Below are 16,972 nucleotides of genomic sequence, written 5' to 3' on the forward strand. Positions count from 1 at the left end.
TGGCAAAGAAAAACATAATCGCAACATCTTGTTATCAGTAACGTTGATGTGGGAATGATTTCAGCCAGCAACAATCCGATTACGATTTGGGGATAATCCGTGGCTGCTTTATGCTGTGAGGTTCGATGCTTCTGAACCCTGCGTAATGTGCCCCATGAAAAAAAATAACGACGACAAAAAACCACAGAAAGCCACGGCGGATGACGTTGCCCGCCTGGCCGATGTCTCCAAATGGACGGTGTTGCGAGCCTTTAAAACCGGGGCATCCATCTCCCCCGAGGCACGCGAGAAAGTGATGGCAGCAGCAAATACCCTTGGATTCAGGCCGAATCTGCTGGCGCGTGGTCTGAAACAAAGCAAAACCAATATTATTGGTATCGTGGCCGACGAGTTCAGTAATCCGCATACCCTGCGGATGCTGAAAGAAGCGACCCAGCAGCTTAATGAACGTGGGTATATGTCACTGCTGCTGAATATTGAATCGGCGGAGAACTATCAGTCGGTATTACAGATGGCCGGGCAGTTGCAGGTGGATGGCATCATCTATCTTGCCACCATCGTCAGTGACGAGTTGCTGGTGATCGCCAAATCGCTGCATCACATCCGTGCGGTGCATGTGTTCCGTAACACCGATACCGCCGATGTCGAGGTGGTCAACGTCGATGGCTTCGCGGCCGGACAGACGCTGGGGCAGTTGCTGCTTGATCAGGGCTATCAGCGCTATGGCTATATGAAAGGCCCGGACACCGCATCCAGCCATTTGCTGCGCATGGAAGGTTATGCCACCAGCCTTGACCGTGCCGGACAGTCACTCGACACGCTGCTGATCGCGGGCAGCTATGATCGCGATCTGGCGTATCGCACGATGCGGGATTATCTGCGCAGCACTCCGCCCAGTGCGCGCATCGACGCCCTGTTCTGTGAAAACGATGTGCTCGCGTTTGGCGCGATTGAGGCGATGCGGGATTTTGACCCGCAGCTCCATATCGGGGTGGTTGGCTTCGATGATATCGATGAGGCGCATGCTTCAACCTGGCAGTTAACCAGCTGGGACCAACGCGCCGATCGACAAATTGCCGAAGCCATCAGTCGGCTGCTGGATAATGAGACCCATGAAGAGGGTGACTGGAAATACGGTGAATTGCGTCTGCGCCAGTCACATATAAAACCCGCGTAAGCGATCCGGTCGTCATTAAATCAATGACGACCTTTATTTAAGGAGAATTATTAATCCCAGTCTCGTCATATTCGCATCACATCAAAACCTATAAATAACACTGTCTATTCGATAAACTCGGCTGAATTATTTTCAGTGAGCGTGTTTTCATGTAGTCGGTGACTCTTATTCTATGGAGCATCGTATGGAACGTCGGCATTTTATTAAAGCAGGATTAGTTCTGGCTGCAACAGGGACGGCTGCGTCGGTATTTAAACCCGCAGGCGCAGCAGATAATGTATTAAAAGGTGGCAAATTATGGCGCGCGAAAGAAACCCCGCCGCCCACGCCCGCAGACCCCAGCAAAAGATTATTCCTGACCCAGCGCGAATCTGAGCTGGTCAGCGCGATTTTCGATCGGTTAATTCCAGCAGATGAACTGAGTATCAGCGCATCGCAGGCCGGTTGCGTGGTGTTCCTTGATAACCAACTGGCCGGTCCATACGGCAAAGGCAGTTGGCGTTACAGCGCAGGGCCATTCGAAAAGGGCAGCGCCGCGCAGGGTAATCAGTCTCCGCTCACGCCAGCAGAGATCTATCGCACCGGTCTGGCTGACATCGATAGCCATTGCCAAAAACTGTTCGGCAAATTGTTTACCGATCTGGATGAACATGCGCAGGACAGTTATCTGGAAAAGATGGAAGCCGACCAATTTAATTATCCCTCCATCGCCGCCAGGGATTTATTTAATCAGTTTTTAGCCAATGTTCAGGAAGGTTTTCTCGCTGACCCGATCTATGGTGGCAACCGTAACATGGTTGGCTGGAAAATGATTGGCTTCCCGGGTGCACGTTACGATTATCGTGATTATGCGCAGCTCAAGGGGCAAAAATTAAATATTGAACCCATCAGCATTATTGACCTCCTGAAAGCATAAAAAAGGCAAAAAATGAATTACACCAGACCTAAGGCTGATGCCGTTATTATTGGCCTCGGCTGGGCCGGTTCGCTTATGGCTGAGGAACTGACCCGTGCCGGATTAAATGTGGTGGCGATTGAGCGTGGCCCATGGGAGCAAACACAAAGTAACTTTTCACCGGCGATTGCCGCTGACGAATTGCGCTATGGCGTGCGCCGCGAAATCCTCAAACCGCCGAGTGTGGAAACCCTGACCTTCCGCAACGACAGCAGCCAGAAGGCGTTACCCGCGCGTGACTGGAACGCCTTCCAGATGGGTTTCAGCGTCGGCGGAGCCGGTAAGCACTGGGCAGCCAATGCCTGGCGTTTCAACCCTTCCGATTTTGAGATGGCGACTCGCCTGCGCGACCGCTATCACAACATGAAGCTGGCCGATGGTTTGATCGTGCAGGATTGGGGCATCAGCTATGCCGAGCTGGAGCCGTTCTATGATCGCATCGAAAAAATTGCCGGTATCTCCGGTAAAGCCGGGGTGATCAACGGTGAAAAACAGCCAGGCGGTAACCCGTTTGAGGGCAGCCGATCCGCTGAATACCCCACCCCGCCGCTGATCCGCTCGCACTGGAACGATAAGTTTCATCAAATCACCGAGAAGATGGGTTACCACCCCTTCCCGATCCCGGCGGGTACCATTGGCGCAGCTTACACCAACCCACTGGGTATCAATCTCGCCCCTTGTACCTATTGCGGCTACTGTGGTTTTTACGGTTGCGGCAACTGGTCAAAATCATCCCCCAATATCTGTGTCGTCCCGGCGTTGATGGATCGCACCAACTTCACGCTGTTGACCGAATGCACCGCGCTGTATATCGACAAAGCCGCCGACGGCAAAACCGTCACCGGCGTGACTTTCCGCGACTCGGACGGCAACACCGGTTTTCAGCCGGCTGATATCGTCTGCCTGTCGGCTTACCAACTGGATAACGTGCGCCTGCTGCTGCTGTCGAAAATCGGTAAAGCCTACGACCACGCGACAGGTGAAGGCACGCTGGGCCGCGCCTACAACTATCAAACCATGTCGATGGGTTATCTCTACTACGAAAATGAACAGATGAACCCGTTCATTTCGACCGGTGCGCTGTCGACGCAGATTGATGACTTTAACGGCGACAACTTTGATCACAGCGGACTGGGTTTCCTTGGCGGTGCCGGTATTCAGGCGCTGTCGGACCAGGGAACGCCGCTCAGCATGACCGATCGCCTGCCGCCAGGCAGCAAAATGTGGGGTTCGGCGTGGAAGAAGACGTTCCAGAAAAGTTACCAGAACTACGCCAAAATCCAGGGCCAGGGTACGTCGTACTCACATCGCGACTCTTACCTGTCACTGGACCCGAACTACACCGACGCCAACGGCCAGCCGCTGCTGCGTCTGACGTTTGACTACAACCAGAACGACCGTCTGATGGCCCGCTTTATCCGCGATCGTATCGACGATATCTGTCGTGTTTCGGGTGCCAGTTCGTGGGAAACCGAAGCCTTCCCGGACAAACACAACTCGCCGTTCCGCGCCTATGACAGTTCGCACACCATCGGCGGTGCGGTAATGGGCAACGATCCGGCAACCTCAGTACTGAACCGTTATCAACAGCACTGGGATGCGCACAACCTGTTTGTGCTGGGTGCCTCCTCGTACCCCAACAATGGCGGCTATAACCCGACGATCACGCTCAGCGCGCTGACGTTGTGGACAGCGCACGCCATCGTCAATGACTACCTGAAAAATCCAGGTTCACTGGTACGTTAAGGAGAACATGATGGCTAAAACAGTAAAACGCGTAGCACTGGCGGTCGGCGCAGTGGTGGTCGCGGGTGCGCTGGGCTATGGCGCGCTGGTGGAGTACGGGCTGCATAAAAGCTATCCGCAATCGATGCAACCCGAATCCGGTAGCGCGCTACAGGCACAAATCAAGCGGGGTGAATATGTCGCGCGGTTATCCGACTGTACCGCCTGCCATACCAAAGAGGGGGGGCAACCCTTTGCCGGTGGCTATCAGTTGAATACCCCATTTGGCGCGATCCTGTCGTCAAATATCACCTCCGACAAAGAGACCGGGATTGGCGGCTGGACCCAAGAGCAGTTTGATCGTGCGGTACGCCACGGGGTTGGTTCACACGGTTACCTGTATGCGGCGATGCCCTACAACGCCTATGCAAAGCTGACCGATCAGGATCTGACCGATCTTTGGGCCTATATTCGCACCATTCCGGCGGTGAACAACAAGGTGGTAGAAAACCAACTGCCCTTCCCGTTTAACCAGCGCTGGACGTTGGCAGGCTGGAACCTGCTGTTCTTCCACGATCAGGTGTTCCAGCCATCTGCCCAGCACAGCGCGGAGATCAATCGCGGTGCGTATCTGGTTGATGGGCCAGGCCACTGTGCCTCCTGTCATACGGCCAAAAATCTGCTGGGTGGCGATAGCGCGGCGTACCTGCAAGGCGGCGCATTGCAGGGCTGGTATGCTCCGGACCTGACCCCCAACCCCCATTCCGGGCTGGGCAACTGGAACAAAGAGGATATCGTCAGCTATCTGCGCTCAGGTACGAATCGTGAAACCGCCTCTTCCGGGCCAATGACCGAAGCGATTGAGAACTCGACGCAATATATGAATGATGCCGACCTGCATGCGATTGCCAGCTACCTGCAATCCTTACCGGCCTCTGACAGCCATAAACCTGCGCCAGTAGCCAGCAGCGCTACCGCGATGCTGACAGGTAAAAAGGTCTTTGAATCGCAATGCGGTGCCTGCCACGTCTCCGACGGTTCGGGTATTCGTCAGATGATCCCCCGCTTAGCCGGTAACGCCCAGGTCAATTCCGCGGACCCGTCGAGCCTGCTTAATGTGGTGCTGAATGGCAGCCAGGGGCCGTTTACCCATGCCAATCCCACGGCGGCAGGTATGCCTGCTTTTGACTGGAAATTGTCGGACAGCAATATCGCCGACGTGATGACCTATATCCGCAACAGCTGGGGCAACGCCGCCTCACCGGTATCGGCAGATGATGTCAGCAAGGCCCGCGCGTCCTCTGGCGCGAAACCCTGGTTAGGAGGCGCTGAAAAGTAACCGCGTCCCCGTTCGTATGAACGGGGATTTTTTAGCTGATGGGTAAAAGTATGATCTTTTGTTAGCACCGGTACGTTTTAAGATTTCTTTAAGAACTTCATGGCTTACTGCTGCTGTTATTTAACAGGAGCAGATAATGATGACGTATCCCTTTGTGGCGCTAATTAAAGATAAGACCCGTTATTTGCAGGAATTTATTCACCATCCCCGGGCGACAGGCACCATCGCGCCGTCCTCACACCATCTGTGTCGGGTCATGTCGGATGCGGTTGACTGGCAACATGTCAGCAGGATTGCTGAACTCGGTGCCGGAGACGGGGTGTTGACCCGCTACTTGCTCACACGGATGATGGATCACGCCTCACTAACTGCCTGGGAAACCAACCCACGTCTGGTGAGAAAATTGGCAGCGTTGGATGATCATCGCCTGACGGTCCTTGCTGACTCGGCGGAAAAAATTGAACCCGGCTATGACGCGATTTTTTCTGGTCTGCCCTTGCTGTCGCTGCCGGAATCGGTGCGTCATGGCGTGCTAGAACGTGCCGCTGCGGCGCTGAATCCCGGCGGCGTTTTTATTCAGTTCCAGTACACGTCACTGTCTGAACCTTTGTTATCGCGCTACTTCCGCTGGACGCGCGCCAGGGTGCTCTGCAACCTGCCACCCGCGCTGGTTTACCGCTGTTACAACGATGCCATCTATACCGCATAAGCTCAGCTTCCCTCGTGTAGCGGCGTGATGTATCGCACCGCTACACATGGACAGGATCAGAACCTCAGTTGCACCCGATCATTGTAAAAGCGCCGATAGGCCAGATACACCGCAATGATGGTGGAGAGGCTGGCGGTACCGATCAGCATAAAGGTCACCATAATTTGGTACTTGATGGCTTTCACCGGATCGATACCGGCGAAGATTAAACCCGACATCATCCCGGGCAAGCTCACCAGCCCCACGGTTTTTGCCGCATCCACCGTCGGGATCATCGCGGCACGGATGCTATCGCGAATCAGTGATGCCGAGGCCAATTTCACCGAAGCGCCCAAGCTCAACATCTCCAGAATTTTTTGCCGGTTGTCGGCAAAGCGCTGGTTCAGGTTGCTGTAGCATAAGCCCACCGCCACCATGGCATTGCCAGCAATCATCCCGGAAATCGGGATCACCTGCATGGGCATAAATTCGATCGCCCCACTCAGCACCAGAATCACTAATGTCAGCGCCGTGCCGCTGGTAATGGCGATAAACGAAATCACAAAAGCATGATCGATATTGCGGCTGCGTTTGCGGGCGTTCGCGGCAGCATTAACGCAGATAAACAGCACCATCAACACCGTCAGCCAGTCATTATTGACGTCAAAAATCGATTTCAATACATAACCGACGATGACGAGCTGCACAATGGCGCGGCACACACTCCAGATGATGTCTTTACTCAGGCCCAACTTCTCTTTCTGGCTAATCAGCAGCGCGATCAGCACCAGAACCAGCGCCATAACCAGCGACGAGTTGGTAATATTATGCTGGCTCATGGTCGTTCCTCTCTGGGGCGTGCAGCTTCAGCACGCGTGAAGCCTGGCGGATTTCCTCCGCGTCATGACTAATCCAGATCACCGCGACTCCCTTGTCAGTGACCATCTCGCTGATCAGGCGATGAATCAGCGCCTTATTGTCTTCATCGAGTGCGCTGGTGACTTCATCCAACAACAATACATCCGGCAGAAACTGCAAATTGCGCAGCAAGCCCACTCGCTGCTTTTCACCACCGGAAAGTTGATCGATTTTTTTATCCAGCGTGTCAGCGGGCAAATTGACTTTTGCCAGGTCAGCAATGAAAGCATCACGGTTGGGTTTCTTCAGTCGCACCTGCCACGGCAATGCCAGATTGTCATAAACCGTGTTGCCAAACAGCACCGGGGTCTGGAAGCAGTACGACACCTGTTGCCGATACGCTTCGGCTTGAAGCTGCGTGATATCCTGGTTTTGCCATCGAATCTGCCCGCCGCTGGGGGCCAGTAACGAGGCGATGATTTTCAGCAACGTGCTTTTTCCACTGCCCGACGGACCGGTCAGCAGCAAAAAGTCGCCGGGGTTGAGTTGCAATGATACAGGCGCCAGTAACTCGCAACCGTCCTGAGAAAACGTAACCCCTTGCACATCAAGCAAGGGAAAATCGGTGGCCATAGTAATCCATCCCTAACAGTAAGCATTCGCCAGCATTGGCCGCCGATCTCTGGTCAGCGGCCCTGCGCATGTTAGCAGAAAGGTGATGAAGATAAGCTTAAGGTTAACTTAACCCTAATCAGTGAGCATAGACGCATCTGATCAAGAGGCTCGCTATGAAATCCATGTTTACCCGTCCTGCCAGCGAATACGCTGCTGTGTTACTCAGCGTGTTCAGTGTGGTTAGTTTTCTGCTTATCTGGTTTACGCACTAATCAGCCAGCAACGTGCCTGGCGTGATCATTAAGCTGCGCGCCAGCTCGCTCCCGCTTACCCGTCCCCCCTCACCGGTTTGACCCGCGAGGATTTCCAGCTGTCCGCTGCCACAGGCAATAATGAAAGGCATTACGCTGAGCACCGTTCCCGGTTTAACCTCGGCGCGATCGACGCTGAAACGACTGTGCCATACCACAAAGCGTTGCCCCTGCACCGTGCTGTACGCACCCGGCCAGGGGCTGGCGAGGCCCCGTACCAGATTGTGAACTTCCTGCGCGGATCGCTGCCAGTCAATCGCGCCATCCTCCGGCTTACGACGACCAAAGGAGCTGGCCTGCGTCTCATCCTGTGTACGCTCCCGCAGTTGGTTGGCCATCAGTGCCGGTAACCATACGGCCAGCATCCTGCCACTGGTTTGTACCAGTTTGTTATGCAGACTGAACGCATCGTCTTCGGGCAAGATGCTGACTTTTTCCTGTGCGAGGATCGGGCCACAATCGGGCCGCGTGGTCATTCGGAACAGGGTAACCCCGGTTTCCGTCTCACCTTTAATTAAGACCCAATTCAGGTGCGCACGGCCACGATGCGCTGGCAACAGCGACGCCTGCACGCCAAAAGCCCCGAGGCGGGCGCAAGCCAGGATGTCGCGACTCAGTATCTGGCGGAAAGAGAGGCTGAACAGCATATCGGGAGCCAGTGCGGTGAGCCGCTCAACCCATGTCGGCTGGTTGATATCTTCCGGCATAAATACCGGGATATTGTGGGCTTGTGCCAACTGCGCGACGGAACCGTGGAAATGGTTTTCCCCCGCCGCATCGGCGTGGGTAAAGACGGCACCGATGTCAAAACCGGCATTGAGCAATGCGTTCAGACCGGTGCAGCCCATATCGTGATAAGCAAAGATGACCGCTTTCATTATTTTCCTTTGAATCGATGGCTACAGATGAGTGATTGGATTCCTGTGACGCTTTATACCATCTCTGCGTCCCGAAGATCGCAGATGACAAATTTGTCATCTTTCACCCGCCCTTTTTGTTCGGTGTGCTCAGATAAACTGGCAAAAATTTCCGCACTTACTGAGGCTACATGTTTTTTCATCGCAAAGGCGTATGGCTGGCAACATGCACAATTCTGGCTGGCTGCGGCATTGGGTACTTTTGGCCAAAACCGGCCGCCGAAGCGGCACTGAAGCCGCTACCGGCACCTGCTCTGGTAAGCATGGTCACCGCCACGGTACAGGCATTGCCCGTGGTACTGACCACCCAGGGTCATGTGGTACCGCTGAACCAGGTTGATATCCAGTCGCAAATCACCGGCACAGTGAAAACTGTCGCATTCAAAGAGGGTGATTTTGTGAAAAAAGGGCAATTGCTGTTTACCCTTGACGACGCCAGCCAACGCGCGGCTTATAACCACGCGCTGGCGGCGGTCGGGGAGTCGCAAGCCTTATTGGTCAAGGCACAACACGACCTGGACCGCTCACGCGCACTGAAAGCGAAAAATTACATCTCGATGTCCGATTGGGACACCCTGCAAAGTGCTCTCCAGCAGTACCAGGCGCAGCTCAAGGCGGCGCAGGAAGATGTGCGAACGGCTGACGTTAACCTGGGTTATACCCGTATCTACGCCCCGGTGGATGGCAAAACCGGCGCGCTGAATATTCACCCGGGCAGTCTGGTGCAGCCGGGTAGCACCCTGCCCCTGGTCACGCTGATCCAGTTTGATCCCATCGGTATGTCATTCACATTACCGGAGCAAGATCTCAGTCCGGTACTCCGTGCTCAGATGAAAAGTCAGGTCACGATCTGGGTGCAGAATGCCAGCGGTAAGCGCGTTGCCGGAACGCTCGATTTCATCGACAACAGCGTCAGCACGGATAGCGGGACCATTGCGTTAAAAGCCCGCTTCAATAATGTCGACATGCAGCTGTGGCCGGGTATGTATCAGTCAATTACCGTGGACGCAGGCACCACCCCCGATGCGGTGGTATTGCCGCCCCAGGCGGTGCAGAACGGGCCAGACGGACATTTTGTTTATGTGATCGGGTCACAAAACCACGCCAGCGTACAGCCGGTGAATTTGTTACGCGTGCAACAGCAACTGGCGGTGGTCAGCGGCCTGCAACAGGGTACTCAGGTGATCAATGAGGGTGCCAACAATCTGCGTCCCGGTATGACGGTCAAAATCGCCAACCACTCGCCGACCGGGGTGGCGCACTGATGAATCTCGCTGAACGCTGTATACAACGCCCGATTGCCGTGATGTTGCTATGGCTGGCGGTCATGGTGACCGGCTTCGTCTGCTGGAAAAATTTGCCAGTGGCCGCACTGCCAACCTTCGACACCCCCACCATCAAGGTCAATGCGTCGCTGTCCGGTGCCAGTCCGGAAACCATGGCGTCGTCCGTTGCTACGCCACTGGAGAAGAACCTTTCCACCATTCCCGGCGTTGCCACTATGACCTCCACCAGTCTGGAGGGCGCGACCACCATCGTGCTGGAATTCGACCCGTCGGTGAATATTGATTCCGCCTCGGTCGATGTACAATCCGCGCTGTACCAAACGCTGAAAAAATTACCGGCGCAGATGACCACCCCGCCAACCTTCAAAAAGGTCAACCCGGCGGACGCCCCGATTGCGCAAATCAGTCTCGACTCACCGTCGATGACCCTGTCCGACCTGAACCGCTTCTCCGATGATCTGATCTCACCGGCGCTGTCGATGCTGAACGGGGTAGCCGAGGTGGATGTCATCGGTCAGAAACGTTATGCCGTGCGGATTGAGGTCGACCCGGCCAAACTGGCGGCAACCAATATGACGCTGGAGGAGCTGCAAACTGCCCTCAAAGCGGCCAATGATAATTCGCCGGTTGGTGAACTGGACGGTAAACGTCAGATGATGATGTTGCAAACCGGTGGCGATCTGCGCAATGCCGCTGACTTCAAAAACGTCGTCATTGCCAGCCGCAACGGCCAACCGGTACGCTTATCCGACGTCGCCACGGTGCAGGACAGTATCGAAAACACGCTCAGCCATAGCGCCGTCAACAATCACACCGCCATCGTGCTCAGTATCAGCCGCCAACCCGGCGCGAATCTGGTTGCCACGCTGGATGCCATCAAACAGTTATTACCGCAGTTGCAGCAACAGATGCCCGCCTCGGTACATATGCAACTGTTGAATGACCGATCCATTTCCGTGCGCAATGCGATTCATGACGTCAACCTCACCTTGCTGCTCACCATTGCGCTGGTGATTATGGTGATCCTGCTGTTTTTGCGCCATGTGCGTGCCACCCTGATCCCCGCTCTTAGCGTGCCGATCTCGCTGTTGGGTTCGTTCGCGCTGATGTACGCCTTTGGCCTGAGTCTCGATAACATTTCACTGATGGGACTGACCATCGCCGTCGGGTTAGTGGTGGATGATGCCATTGTGGTGCTGGAAAACATCATGCGCTATATCGAGCAAGGGATGGCCCCCAGACAGGCGGCGGTAAAAGGGGCTAAAGAGGTCGGTTTTACCGTCATCTCCATCTCCCTGTCGCTGGTGGCCGTGTTTATCCCGATCTTTTTTATGCCCGGCACCATGGGCTTGCTGTTTCACGAATTTGCCTGGGTGGTTTCCCTTGCTATCGCGGTATCCGCCGCGGCCTCTCTGACCCTGATTCCCTTGCTGGTGCCGATGCTGATTCGTCATGACAACGATCCTGCACAGCCCGATCCCGCCTGGAATCGCATGTTTGAACGTCTGTTCGAGGCGCTGCGTCAGCGCTATGGCCAGGCATTACATTGGGCCGTTGAACATCAGGCGGTCACCTTATCCGTGGCCCTCGCGACGGTGGCGCTGACCGGTTATCTCTACACCTCCGCCCCCAAGGGGTTCTTTCCCCAGGAAGATACCGGCCAGGTAACGGCCAATATCGATACGCCGCAGGACATGTCGTTTGCGGCGCGAAAACAGGTGGCGTATCAACTGGCCGCTACCTTGCTCAACGATCCGGCCGTCACCACCATCGTGACCAAGGTTGACCACGACACCACGCAACTCAACTTGACCTTGCAGGATCAGACACAGCGCCCGTCCATGTCACAGGTATTAACCCAAATGCGTGCCGAAACGCATTATCTGCCCGGTATCAGCGTTTACTTCAGTCCGGTGCAGAATTTCAAAGTCGGCGGGCGCAGCGCCAAAAGTAGCTGGCAATATACGCTGCAATCCGTGAGCAGCAACGGTGGCCCCAGCCTGAATGATTACGCCAATCAGTTGATGGATGAGATGAAAAAAAGCGGCGTGTTCGTGGGGGTGAACAGCGATGCGCAACTGAATGGCTTGCAGGCCGAGCTGACTATCGACCGCAACAAAGCCTCCTTATTAGGGGTGGACCTCGATCAAATCCGCAGCAACCTGTATGCGGCCTATGGCACGTTACAGGCCTCGACCATTTATGCGCCGGAAGACAGCTATGAAGTCATCATGGAGGTGCAACAGCCGTTCCGCCAGAATGAGAGCGATTTGTCGCAAATCTATGTCCGTTCTGCGTCAAATACGCTGCTGCCTCTGTCGACGTTTACCCATATCAGCCGGGTGCAGGGCGTTACCGCCGTCAATCACCAGGGTCAATTACCGGCAATCACGATTTCCTTTGACCTTGCGCCGGGGAAATCGCTATCTGATGCCACGCAGGCTATTCAGCAGGCTGGGCAGGCGATACATTTGCCCCCTACCGTCTTCGGCACTTACGCGGGACAGGCCGCATTGTATCAACAATCACAATCCACCCAGGTCTGGTTAATCGTGCTGGCGCTGGCGGTCATTTATGTGATTTTGGGTATGTTGTATGAAAGCTGGATTCACCCGATTACCATCCTGCTGGGCCTGCCATCGGCTGCCGTCGGTGCGCTGTTGGCGCTACGTCTGCTGGGGCTGGACCTGACCTTTATCGCCATGATTGGCATACTTTTACTGATCGGCATTGTCAAAAAGAATGCCATTATGATGATTGATTTTGCGCTGTCTGCGCAGCGGGAACAGGGCATGAGCGCGCATGACGCGATCATTCAGGCCTGTCTGCAACGTTTTCGCCCCATCATGATGACCACATTATGCGCCATCATGGGGGCGTTACCGATTGCCTGCGGTTGGGGCGCGGGAGCAGAACTGCGGCAACCGATGGGCGTCGCGGTGGTCGGTGGCCTGGTGTTTTCACAATTTATTACCCTGTTTATTACCCCGGTGCTGTATCTGCTGTTTGATCGCGCCAGTGGGCGACTGGATACCCTGACTCACGCCCTGGAGGAATCATGAGATTATTGTTGGTGGAAGATCAAACCACGGCGGCGGACTACATCGCCAAAGGCTTGCGGGAGAATGATTTTGTCGTCGACGTTGCCGCGAATGGCGTCGATGGACTGCATTTGTTGCTGACTCATGAGTATGATCTGGCGATTCTCGACGTGATGTTACCCGGCATTAATGGCTGGAAACTGCTGGAAATGGCCCGCCAGGCGGACAGAAAAACCCCGGTGATGTTTTTAACCGCGCGCGATGATGTTGAGGACCGCGTGCGTGGGCTGGAACTGGGTGCCGAAGATTACCTGATCAAACCCTTTTCCTTCAGCGAGCTGCTGGCGCGAACCCGGGTTATTTTACGTCGTCAGACGCCGGGAAATGTCACTGTCAGCGACGAATCCCAGTTGCAGATTGGCGATCTGTTGCTGGACTTCGTCAAGCATAAAGTCACCCGTGCGGGTAACCGTATCGACCTGACACAAAAAGAGTTTCTGCTGCTGAGCCTGCTGATGCGCCGTAGCGGCGAAGTGCTGTCGCGCACCGTGATTGCGGAACAGGTGTGGGACATGAATTTCGACCCGGAAACCAATGTGATCGATGTCGCCATCCGCCGTCTGCGCAGTAAAATTGATGACAACTACGAGATGAAACTGCTGCACACCATTCGGGGTGCCGGATATGTGCTGGAAGAAAAAGAGCATGCTGATACCCCGTAATGTACCGATAACTGTCCGACTCACGCTGTTTTTTTCCGTGGTGATGGCCGTGGTGTTATACAGCGTCTCCGGGCTGTTATATCAGACCTTACGCGACCAACTGAACGCCAAAGATGTCGACGAACTGCGTAACACGCTGCAATTTCAGAAAGAGATCGCCAGCACCATCAGTGAGCGTCAGGGGCCGGATGAGCAGTGGCAAAATGAATTATTTGAATTTATTGCCGAACAGGATCGGCTATCGCTGCGCATTATCAGCCCGGATGGCAAAATCTGGTCGCAGTCTAAAAACATGCGCGTACCGCAAAAAGATTACCCTGCCCCTGGCGCCAGCTTTAACTACACCAGCTGGCGCAATCAGGAGGGGGACGACCATGAAAAATATCTGATCACCGCCACCACCTTTGCCATGAAAGACCACCAGCTCTGGTCGGTACAGGCAGCGTTGAACGTCTCACGCAACAATGAAATCATTGAAAACTATTGGGCGCGGATGCAGATCGCCGCCGCACTGGCGATGTTACTGTTTGCAGGTTGTGGTTTCTGGCTGGCACGGCGAGGTCTGCGCCCTTTACGTCATATGAGCCAGCAAATCGAAAAAATTAATGTGGAAGAGTTACATACCCGACTCACCGTCGAGCGCTGGCCATCAGAACTGATCGCGTTGGCCTCCTCCTTCGATACCATGATGCATCGGCTGGAAACCTCTTTTACCCAATTGACGCGCTTCTCCTCCGATCTGGCACATGAGTTAAGAGGTCCGATTAATAACCTGATCTCTGCCGCCAGCGTGACGCTCAACCAACAACGTAGCGTGGCGGAGTACCGTGAAACTCTGGCGGTGATTGTGGAGGAAGGCGAGCAACTGTCACGCACCATTTCTTCCATGTTATTTCTGGCCCGGGCCGATAATAGCCGTGAACCTTTGCACCTTGAAACGCTGGACAGCGAAACCGAATTTCGCCGCCTGCTGGGGTTTTACGAAATCCTCGCGGAGGAGAAAAACATCACGCTCACGCAGCAGGGTAAATTTCACTTCACAGCCGATCCCCTGCATTTCCAACGCGCGCTCTCCAATCTGTTAGCTAACGCCATTCGCTATACGCCTGCTGGCGGCCATATTACCCTCAGTGCCAGTCGGCAACAGCAGATGCTGCATTTTAGCGTTGCCGACGATGGCGAAGGCATCAGTGCTGAACATGTGCCGCACTTATTTGAACGCTTCTATCGCGCGGATGCGGCACGCACTAACCTGGAAAACACCGGTCTGGGATTGGCAATTGTTAAAACCATCGCGGAATTACATGGCGGAAAAGTGACGGTGGTCAGTACACCGGGTAAAGGCAGTATATTTACCCTCGTCCTTCCCTGTCAGAATTGTAATCTGTAGGTTTGCGTCTGGTCACCGTCAGAATGAGAAAATAACCCGGTCGAAATGACAATATTATTTACTCACAAGGTGACCAGCATGAATAAAAAACTGATTCTGACCCTGTTAGGCGCGATTTCACTGTTTGCCATGACGCAATTTGAAGCCAAAGCCGAAAATGGTGTGGAGCGCACTGCAAATACCTGGATGTTGACGCCAGCGAGCTGGCATCCTAATCCATCCAAAACCCATGAGAATTATCCCTTCGATCTCAATGAAGGCCGAATTAATACTGACTCAACCGATAATGACCCACAGATAAATGCAATAAAAAACCACCTGCAAAGCAATGAGGCAACGGAGTCCTCTCCTGTTTATCATCAACAACCGTAATCAGCTTGCCATTACCTGCCATACGATATGGCAGGTAATTTTATGCCCCTCACTGCTTTAAACGACGCCCTTTCATCACACCCAACACATAATCATTCAGTCGCAAGATGCGCTGAAAGAGCGGAGTCAGACGGGCCTCGGACTTTTTCACCGCCCAGGCGCAGAAAAGCGCCACCAGCATTGAACCCACCATATCCGCCGGGAAGTGAACCCCCATATAGATTCGCCCCCACGCAATTGCCAGGCCGATGATCAACAGCCCCACACCCACACGCATCTTCTGCCCGAGGATCAGGCTAAAACTGATGGCACACGCCAGCGTCATATGGTCGCTGGGGAACGATGAGTCAGCGACATGGCTGAGAAAAGTATGACCGATCGGCACCACAAACGGACGTGGGTGTTGCCACAGCAGACCGATGATCACATTCACCGTCAGCGCCAGCAACGATGTGGTGGTCGCCAGCAACACCTGGTGCTGATTTCTACGGTTAAACGAGAACCAATAGCCGACCAACAGCAGCGGGAAAAGAACAATTAAATACGATGCGCACCCTTTACCGATCTCCAGCATCAGTGGCGAGGCCTGTGCGGGCGCGTTAAGTAAGAGAAACAGCTGGTTATTGATATTATCCGCTGCATTGGCCGTCAAAAACATGGCGTAATCCTCATTAATAATTTGGCTGGCTTTTGCCTGAACGCAGGCTGGCTACGGTGACCAGCACCGCCATGGTGAATAAAAAGCTGACATTGACCGGCGTGGTGCCATAGCCCAGCCCGCCCTGTTGCAAAGGTTGTGAGAAGAGATCGGCCATTGCCGCACCTAATGGTCGGGTCAGCACATAAGTGAGCCAAAAACCGGTCACGCTACTTAACCAGGCGACACGCCAGAACAGCCCGGTCAGGAGAATCAACCCGGCAAACAAGGCGGTGGTGGCGACATACCCCAGCCCCAGTCTCTCTGCGAGGGCATCGCCGAGCGCGGTGCCAAACGCAAAGGTCAGCATGATCGCCAGCCAGTAAAACAGCTCACGTCCGCGGGTATTGATGGTACTGAATTCCAACGTTCCTTCCGTGCGATGCCAGAACATCAGCACCATCACCAGTGCCGAACCAAACATCGCGACCGAATAAAGCAGCGGGACCTGGAGTTGGTCGGTGAGATAATCAGTCAGCAGCGTGCCGGAAATACTGACGAGCAGAACCGTTAGCCAGTAGAGCCACGGAATATAGCGTGACGATTTCAATTGAAAAAATAGCGTTAGCAGAAATAATGCCGCAGCAAATAGCGACGTTTTGGTCAGACCCAGACCCAGATCGAAATTAATCCAGTCAGCACTGGTTTCGCCGACCGTGGTCGACATCATTTTCAGCAGCCAAAATAATAGCGTCGCCTGGGGAACTTTGGTTTTGTCTAAAGCCAGCATATCAGTCATCGTCGTCTTCCTCAGCGGAATAATGCAGACATGATGACGAGGAAAACTTAAAATATGCTTAAATCCTGCAAAAGATAGCCACAATTAATGGTTGATGACAAATTTGTCATCTTCGTGAAAGGTTGAATAGCGTTTTCTAT

15 protein-coding genes are annotated in these 16,972 nt (G+C 54.2%); 10 read left to right on the plus strand and 5 right to left on the minus strand.

The window, feature by feature from the left end; genetic code table 11:
* Positions 1–154 precede the first annotated feature (154 nt).
* The 5 genes from PAT9B_RS23245 (at position 155) to PAT9B_RS23265 (ending at position 5,905) form a co-directional block, all read left to right on the plus strand.
* A complete protein-coding gene (locus PAT9B_RS23245) occupies positions 155–1,177 on the plus strand; it encodes a LacI family DNA-binding transcriptional regulator (RefSeq protein WP_013511737.1) in 1,023 nt (340 codons plus the stop codon).
* A gap of 184 nt (positions 1,178–1,361) precedes the next feature.
* Positions 1,362–2,093: a gluconate 2-dehydrogenase subunit 3 family protein gene (locus PAT9B_RS23250; protein WP_013511738.1), complete on the plus strand. Its 732-nt coding sequence runs from the start codon at positions 1,362–1,364 to the stop codon at positions 2,091–2,093.
* 12 nt (positions 2,094–2,105) lie between these two features.
* Positions 2,106–3,878 carry a GMC family oxidoreductase gene (locus tag PAT9B_RS23255; protein ID WP_013511739.1) on the plus strand — a complete coding sequence of 591 codons (1,773 nt, stop codon included), beginning with the start codon at positions 2,106–2,108 and terminating at the stop codon, positions 3,876–3,878.
* Between the two features lie 10 nt (positions 3,879–3,888).
* On the plus strand, positions 3,889–5,196 hold the full coding sequence (locus PAT9B_RS23260) for a c-type cytochrome (protein WP_013511740.1): 1,308 nt from the start codon (positions 3,889–3,891) through the stop codon (positions 5,194–5,196).
* 136 nt (positions 5,197–5,332) lie between these two features.
* Positions 5,333–5,905: a class I SAM-dependent methyltransferase gene (locus PAT9B_RS23265; protein ID WP_013511741.1), complete on the plus strand. Its 573-nt coding sequence runs from the start codon at positions 5,333–5,335 to the stop codon at positions 5,903–5,905.
* 56 nt (positions 5,906–5,961) lie between these two features.
* Here the strand turns inward: PAT9B_RS23265 and fetB are convergent, their stop codons facing one another.
* The 3 genes from fetB to PAT9B_RS23280 form a co-directional block, all read right to left on the minus strand.
* Entirely contained in the window at positions 5,962–6,723 is a 762-nt protein-coding gene (gene fetB / locus PAT9B_RS23270) for an iron export ABC transporter permease subunit FetB (protein ID WP_013511742.1), read from the minus strand.
* Positions 6,710–7,375: an iron ABC transporter ATP-binding protein FetA gene (gene fetA, locus PAT9B_RS23275; protein WP_013511743.1), complete on the minus strand. Its 666-nt coding sequence runs from the start codon at positions 7,373–7,375 to the stop codon at positions 6,710–6,712. Before fetA ends, fetB begins: the two co-directional genes overlap by 14 nt.
* Positions 7,376–7,625: 250 nt before the next feature.
* Positions 7,626–8,546 carry a formyltransferase family protein gene (locus PAT9B_RS23280; RefSeq protein ID WP_013511745.1) on the minus strand — a complete coding sequence of 307 codons (921 nt, stop codon included), beginning with the start codon at positions 8,544–8,546 and terminating at the stop codon, positions 7,626–7,628.
* Positions 8,547–8,716: 170 nt separating this feature from the next.
* Between PAT9B_RS23280 and PAT9B_RS23285 the strand changes: the two genes are divergently transcribed.
* From PAT9B_RS23285 to PAT9B_RS23305, 5 genes are all read left to right on the plus strand, one after another.
* Positions 8,717–9,850 (plus strand): efflux RND transporter periplasmic adaptor subunit, encoded by a 1,134-nt coding sequence (locus tag PAT9B_RS23285; RefSeq protein WP_013511746.1) that lies wholly within the window; start codon positions 8,717–8,719, stop codon positions 9,848–9,850.
* A complete protein-coding gene (locus PAT9B_RS23290; protein ID WP_013511747.1) occupies positions 9,850–12,933 on the plus strand; it encodes an efflux RND transporter permease subunit in 3,084 nt (1,027 codons plus the stop codon). The genes PAT9B_RS23285 and PAT9B_RS23290 overlap by 1 nt, the downstream gene beginning before the upstream one ends.
* On the plus strand, positions 12,930–13,634 hold the full coding sequence (locus PAT9B_RS23295; RefSeq protein ID WP_013511748.1) for a heavy metal response regulator transcription factor: 705 nt from the start codon (positions 12,930–12,932) through the stop codon (positions 13,632–13,634). The genes PAT9B_RS23290 and PAT9B_RS23295 overlap by 4 nt, the downstream gene beginning before the upstream one ends.
* Positions 13,618–15,024, plus strand: coding sequence for a heavy metal sensor histidine kinase (locus PAT9B_RS23300; protein WP_013511749.1), 1,407 nt, complete (start codon positions 13,618–13,620; stop codon positions 15,022–15,024). The genes PAT9B_RS23295 and PAT9B_RS23300 overlap by 17 nt, the downstream gene beginning before the upstream one ends.
* A 78-nt stretch (positions 15,025–15,102) precedes the next feature.
* The gene (locus PAT9B_RS23305; protein WP_013511750.1) at positions 15,103–15,396 is read left to right on the plus strand and encodes a hypothetical protein; all 294 of its coding nucleotides are present in this window, start codon (positions 15,103–15,105) and stop codon (positions 15,394–15,396) included.
* A 49-nt stretch (positions 15,397–15,445) separates the two neighbouring features.
* Here the strand turns inward: PAT9B_RS23305 and PAT9B_RS23310 are convergent, their stop codons facing one another.
* Together PAT9B_RS23310 and PAT9B_RS23315 are read right to left on the minus strand one after the other, a co-directional pair.
* Positions 15,446–16,054 (minus strand): undecaprenyl-diphosphatase, encoded by a 609-nt coding sequence (locus PAT9B_RS23310; protein ID WP_013511751.1) that lies wholly within the window; start codon positions 16,052–16,054, stop codon positions 15,446–15,448.
* A gap of 13 nt (positions 16,055–16,067) precedes the next feature.
* Positions 16,068–16,832, minus strand: coding sequence for a membrane protein (locus tag PAT9B_RS23315; RefSeq protein WP_013511752.1), 765 nt, complete (start codon positions 16,830–16,832; stop codon positions 16,068–16,070).
* Positions 16,833–16,972 lie beyond the last annotated feature (140 nt).

Source organism: Pantoea sp. At-9b, from assembly GCF_000175935.2.
Classification (GTDB): domain Bacteria; phylum Pseudomonadota; class Gammaproteobacteria; order Enterobacterales; family Enterobacteriaceae; genus Pantoea.

What these genes read in the sequence shown, in the direction of transcription:
- PAT9B_RS23310 (WP_013511751.1), bottom strand. Translation starts at nt 16,054, where the DNA reads ATGTTTTTGACGGCCAATGCAGCGGATAATATCAATAACCAGCTGTTT.
- fetA (WP_013511743.1), bottom strand. Translation starts at nt 7,375, where the DNA reads ATGGCCACCGATTTTCCCTTGCTTGATGTGCAAGGGGTTACGTTTTCT.
- PAT9B_RS23280 (WP_013511745.1), bottom strand. Translation starts at nt 8,546, where the DNA reads ATGAAAGCGGTCATCTTTGCTTATCACGATATGGGCTGCACCGGTCTG.
- PAT9B_RS23315 (WP_013511752.1), bottom strand. Translation starts at nt 16,832, where the DNA reads ATGACTGATATGCTGGCTTTAGACAAAACCAAAGTTCCCCAGGCGACG.
- PAT9B_RS23245 (WP_013511737.1), top strand. Translation starts at nt 155, where the DNA reads ATGAAAAAAAATAACGACGACAAAAAACCACAGAAAGCCACGGCGGAT.
- PAT9B_RS23265 (WP_013511741.1), top strand. Translation starts at nt 5,333, where the DNA reads ATGATGACGTATCCCTTTGTGGCGCTAATTAAAGATAAGACCCGTTAT.
- PAT9B_RS23305 (WP_013511750.1), top strand. Translation starts at nt 15,103, where the DNA reads ATGAATAAAAAACTGATTCTGACCCTGTTAGGCGCGATTTCACTGTTT.
- PAT9B_RS23285 (WP_013511746.1), top strand. Translation starts at nt 8,717, where the DNA reads ATGTTTTTTCATCGCAAAGGCGTATGGCTGGCAACATGCACAATTCTG.
- PAT9B_RS23260 (WP_013511740.1), top strand. Translation starts at nt 3,889, where the DNA reads ATGGCTAAAACAGTAAAACGCGTAGCACTGGCGGTCGGCGCAGTGGTG.
- PAT9B_RS23295 (WP_013511748.1), top strand. Translation starts at nt 12,930, where the DNA reads ATGAGATTATTGTTGGTGGAAGATCAAACCACGGCGGCGGACTACATC.
- PAT9B_RS23250 (WP_013511738.1), top strand. Translation starts at nt 1,362, where the DNA reads ATGGAACGTCGGCATTTTATTAAAGCAGGATTAGTTCTGGCTGCAACA.
- PAT9B_RS23300 (WP_013511749.1), top strand. Translation starts at nt 13,618, where the DNA reads ATGCTGATACCCCGTAATGTACCGATAACTGTCCGACTCACGCTGTTT.
- PAT9B_RS23255 (WP_013511739.1), top strand. Translation starts at nt 2,106, where the DNA reads ATGAATTACACCAGACCTAAGGCTGATGCCGTTATTATTGGCCTCGGC.
- PAT9B_RS23290 (WP_013511747.1), top strand. Translation starts at nt 9,850, where the DNA reads ATGAATCTCGCTGAACGCTGTATACAACGCCCGATTGCCGTGATGTTG.
- fetB (WP_013511742.1), bottom strand. Translation starts at nt 6,723, where the DNA reads ATGAGCCAGCATAATATTACCAACTCGTCGCTGGTTATGGCGCTGGTT.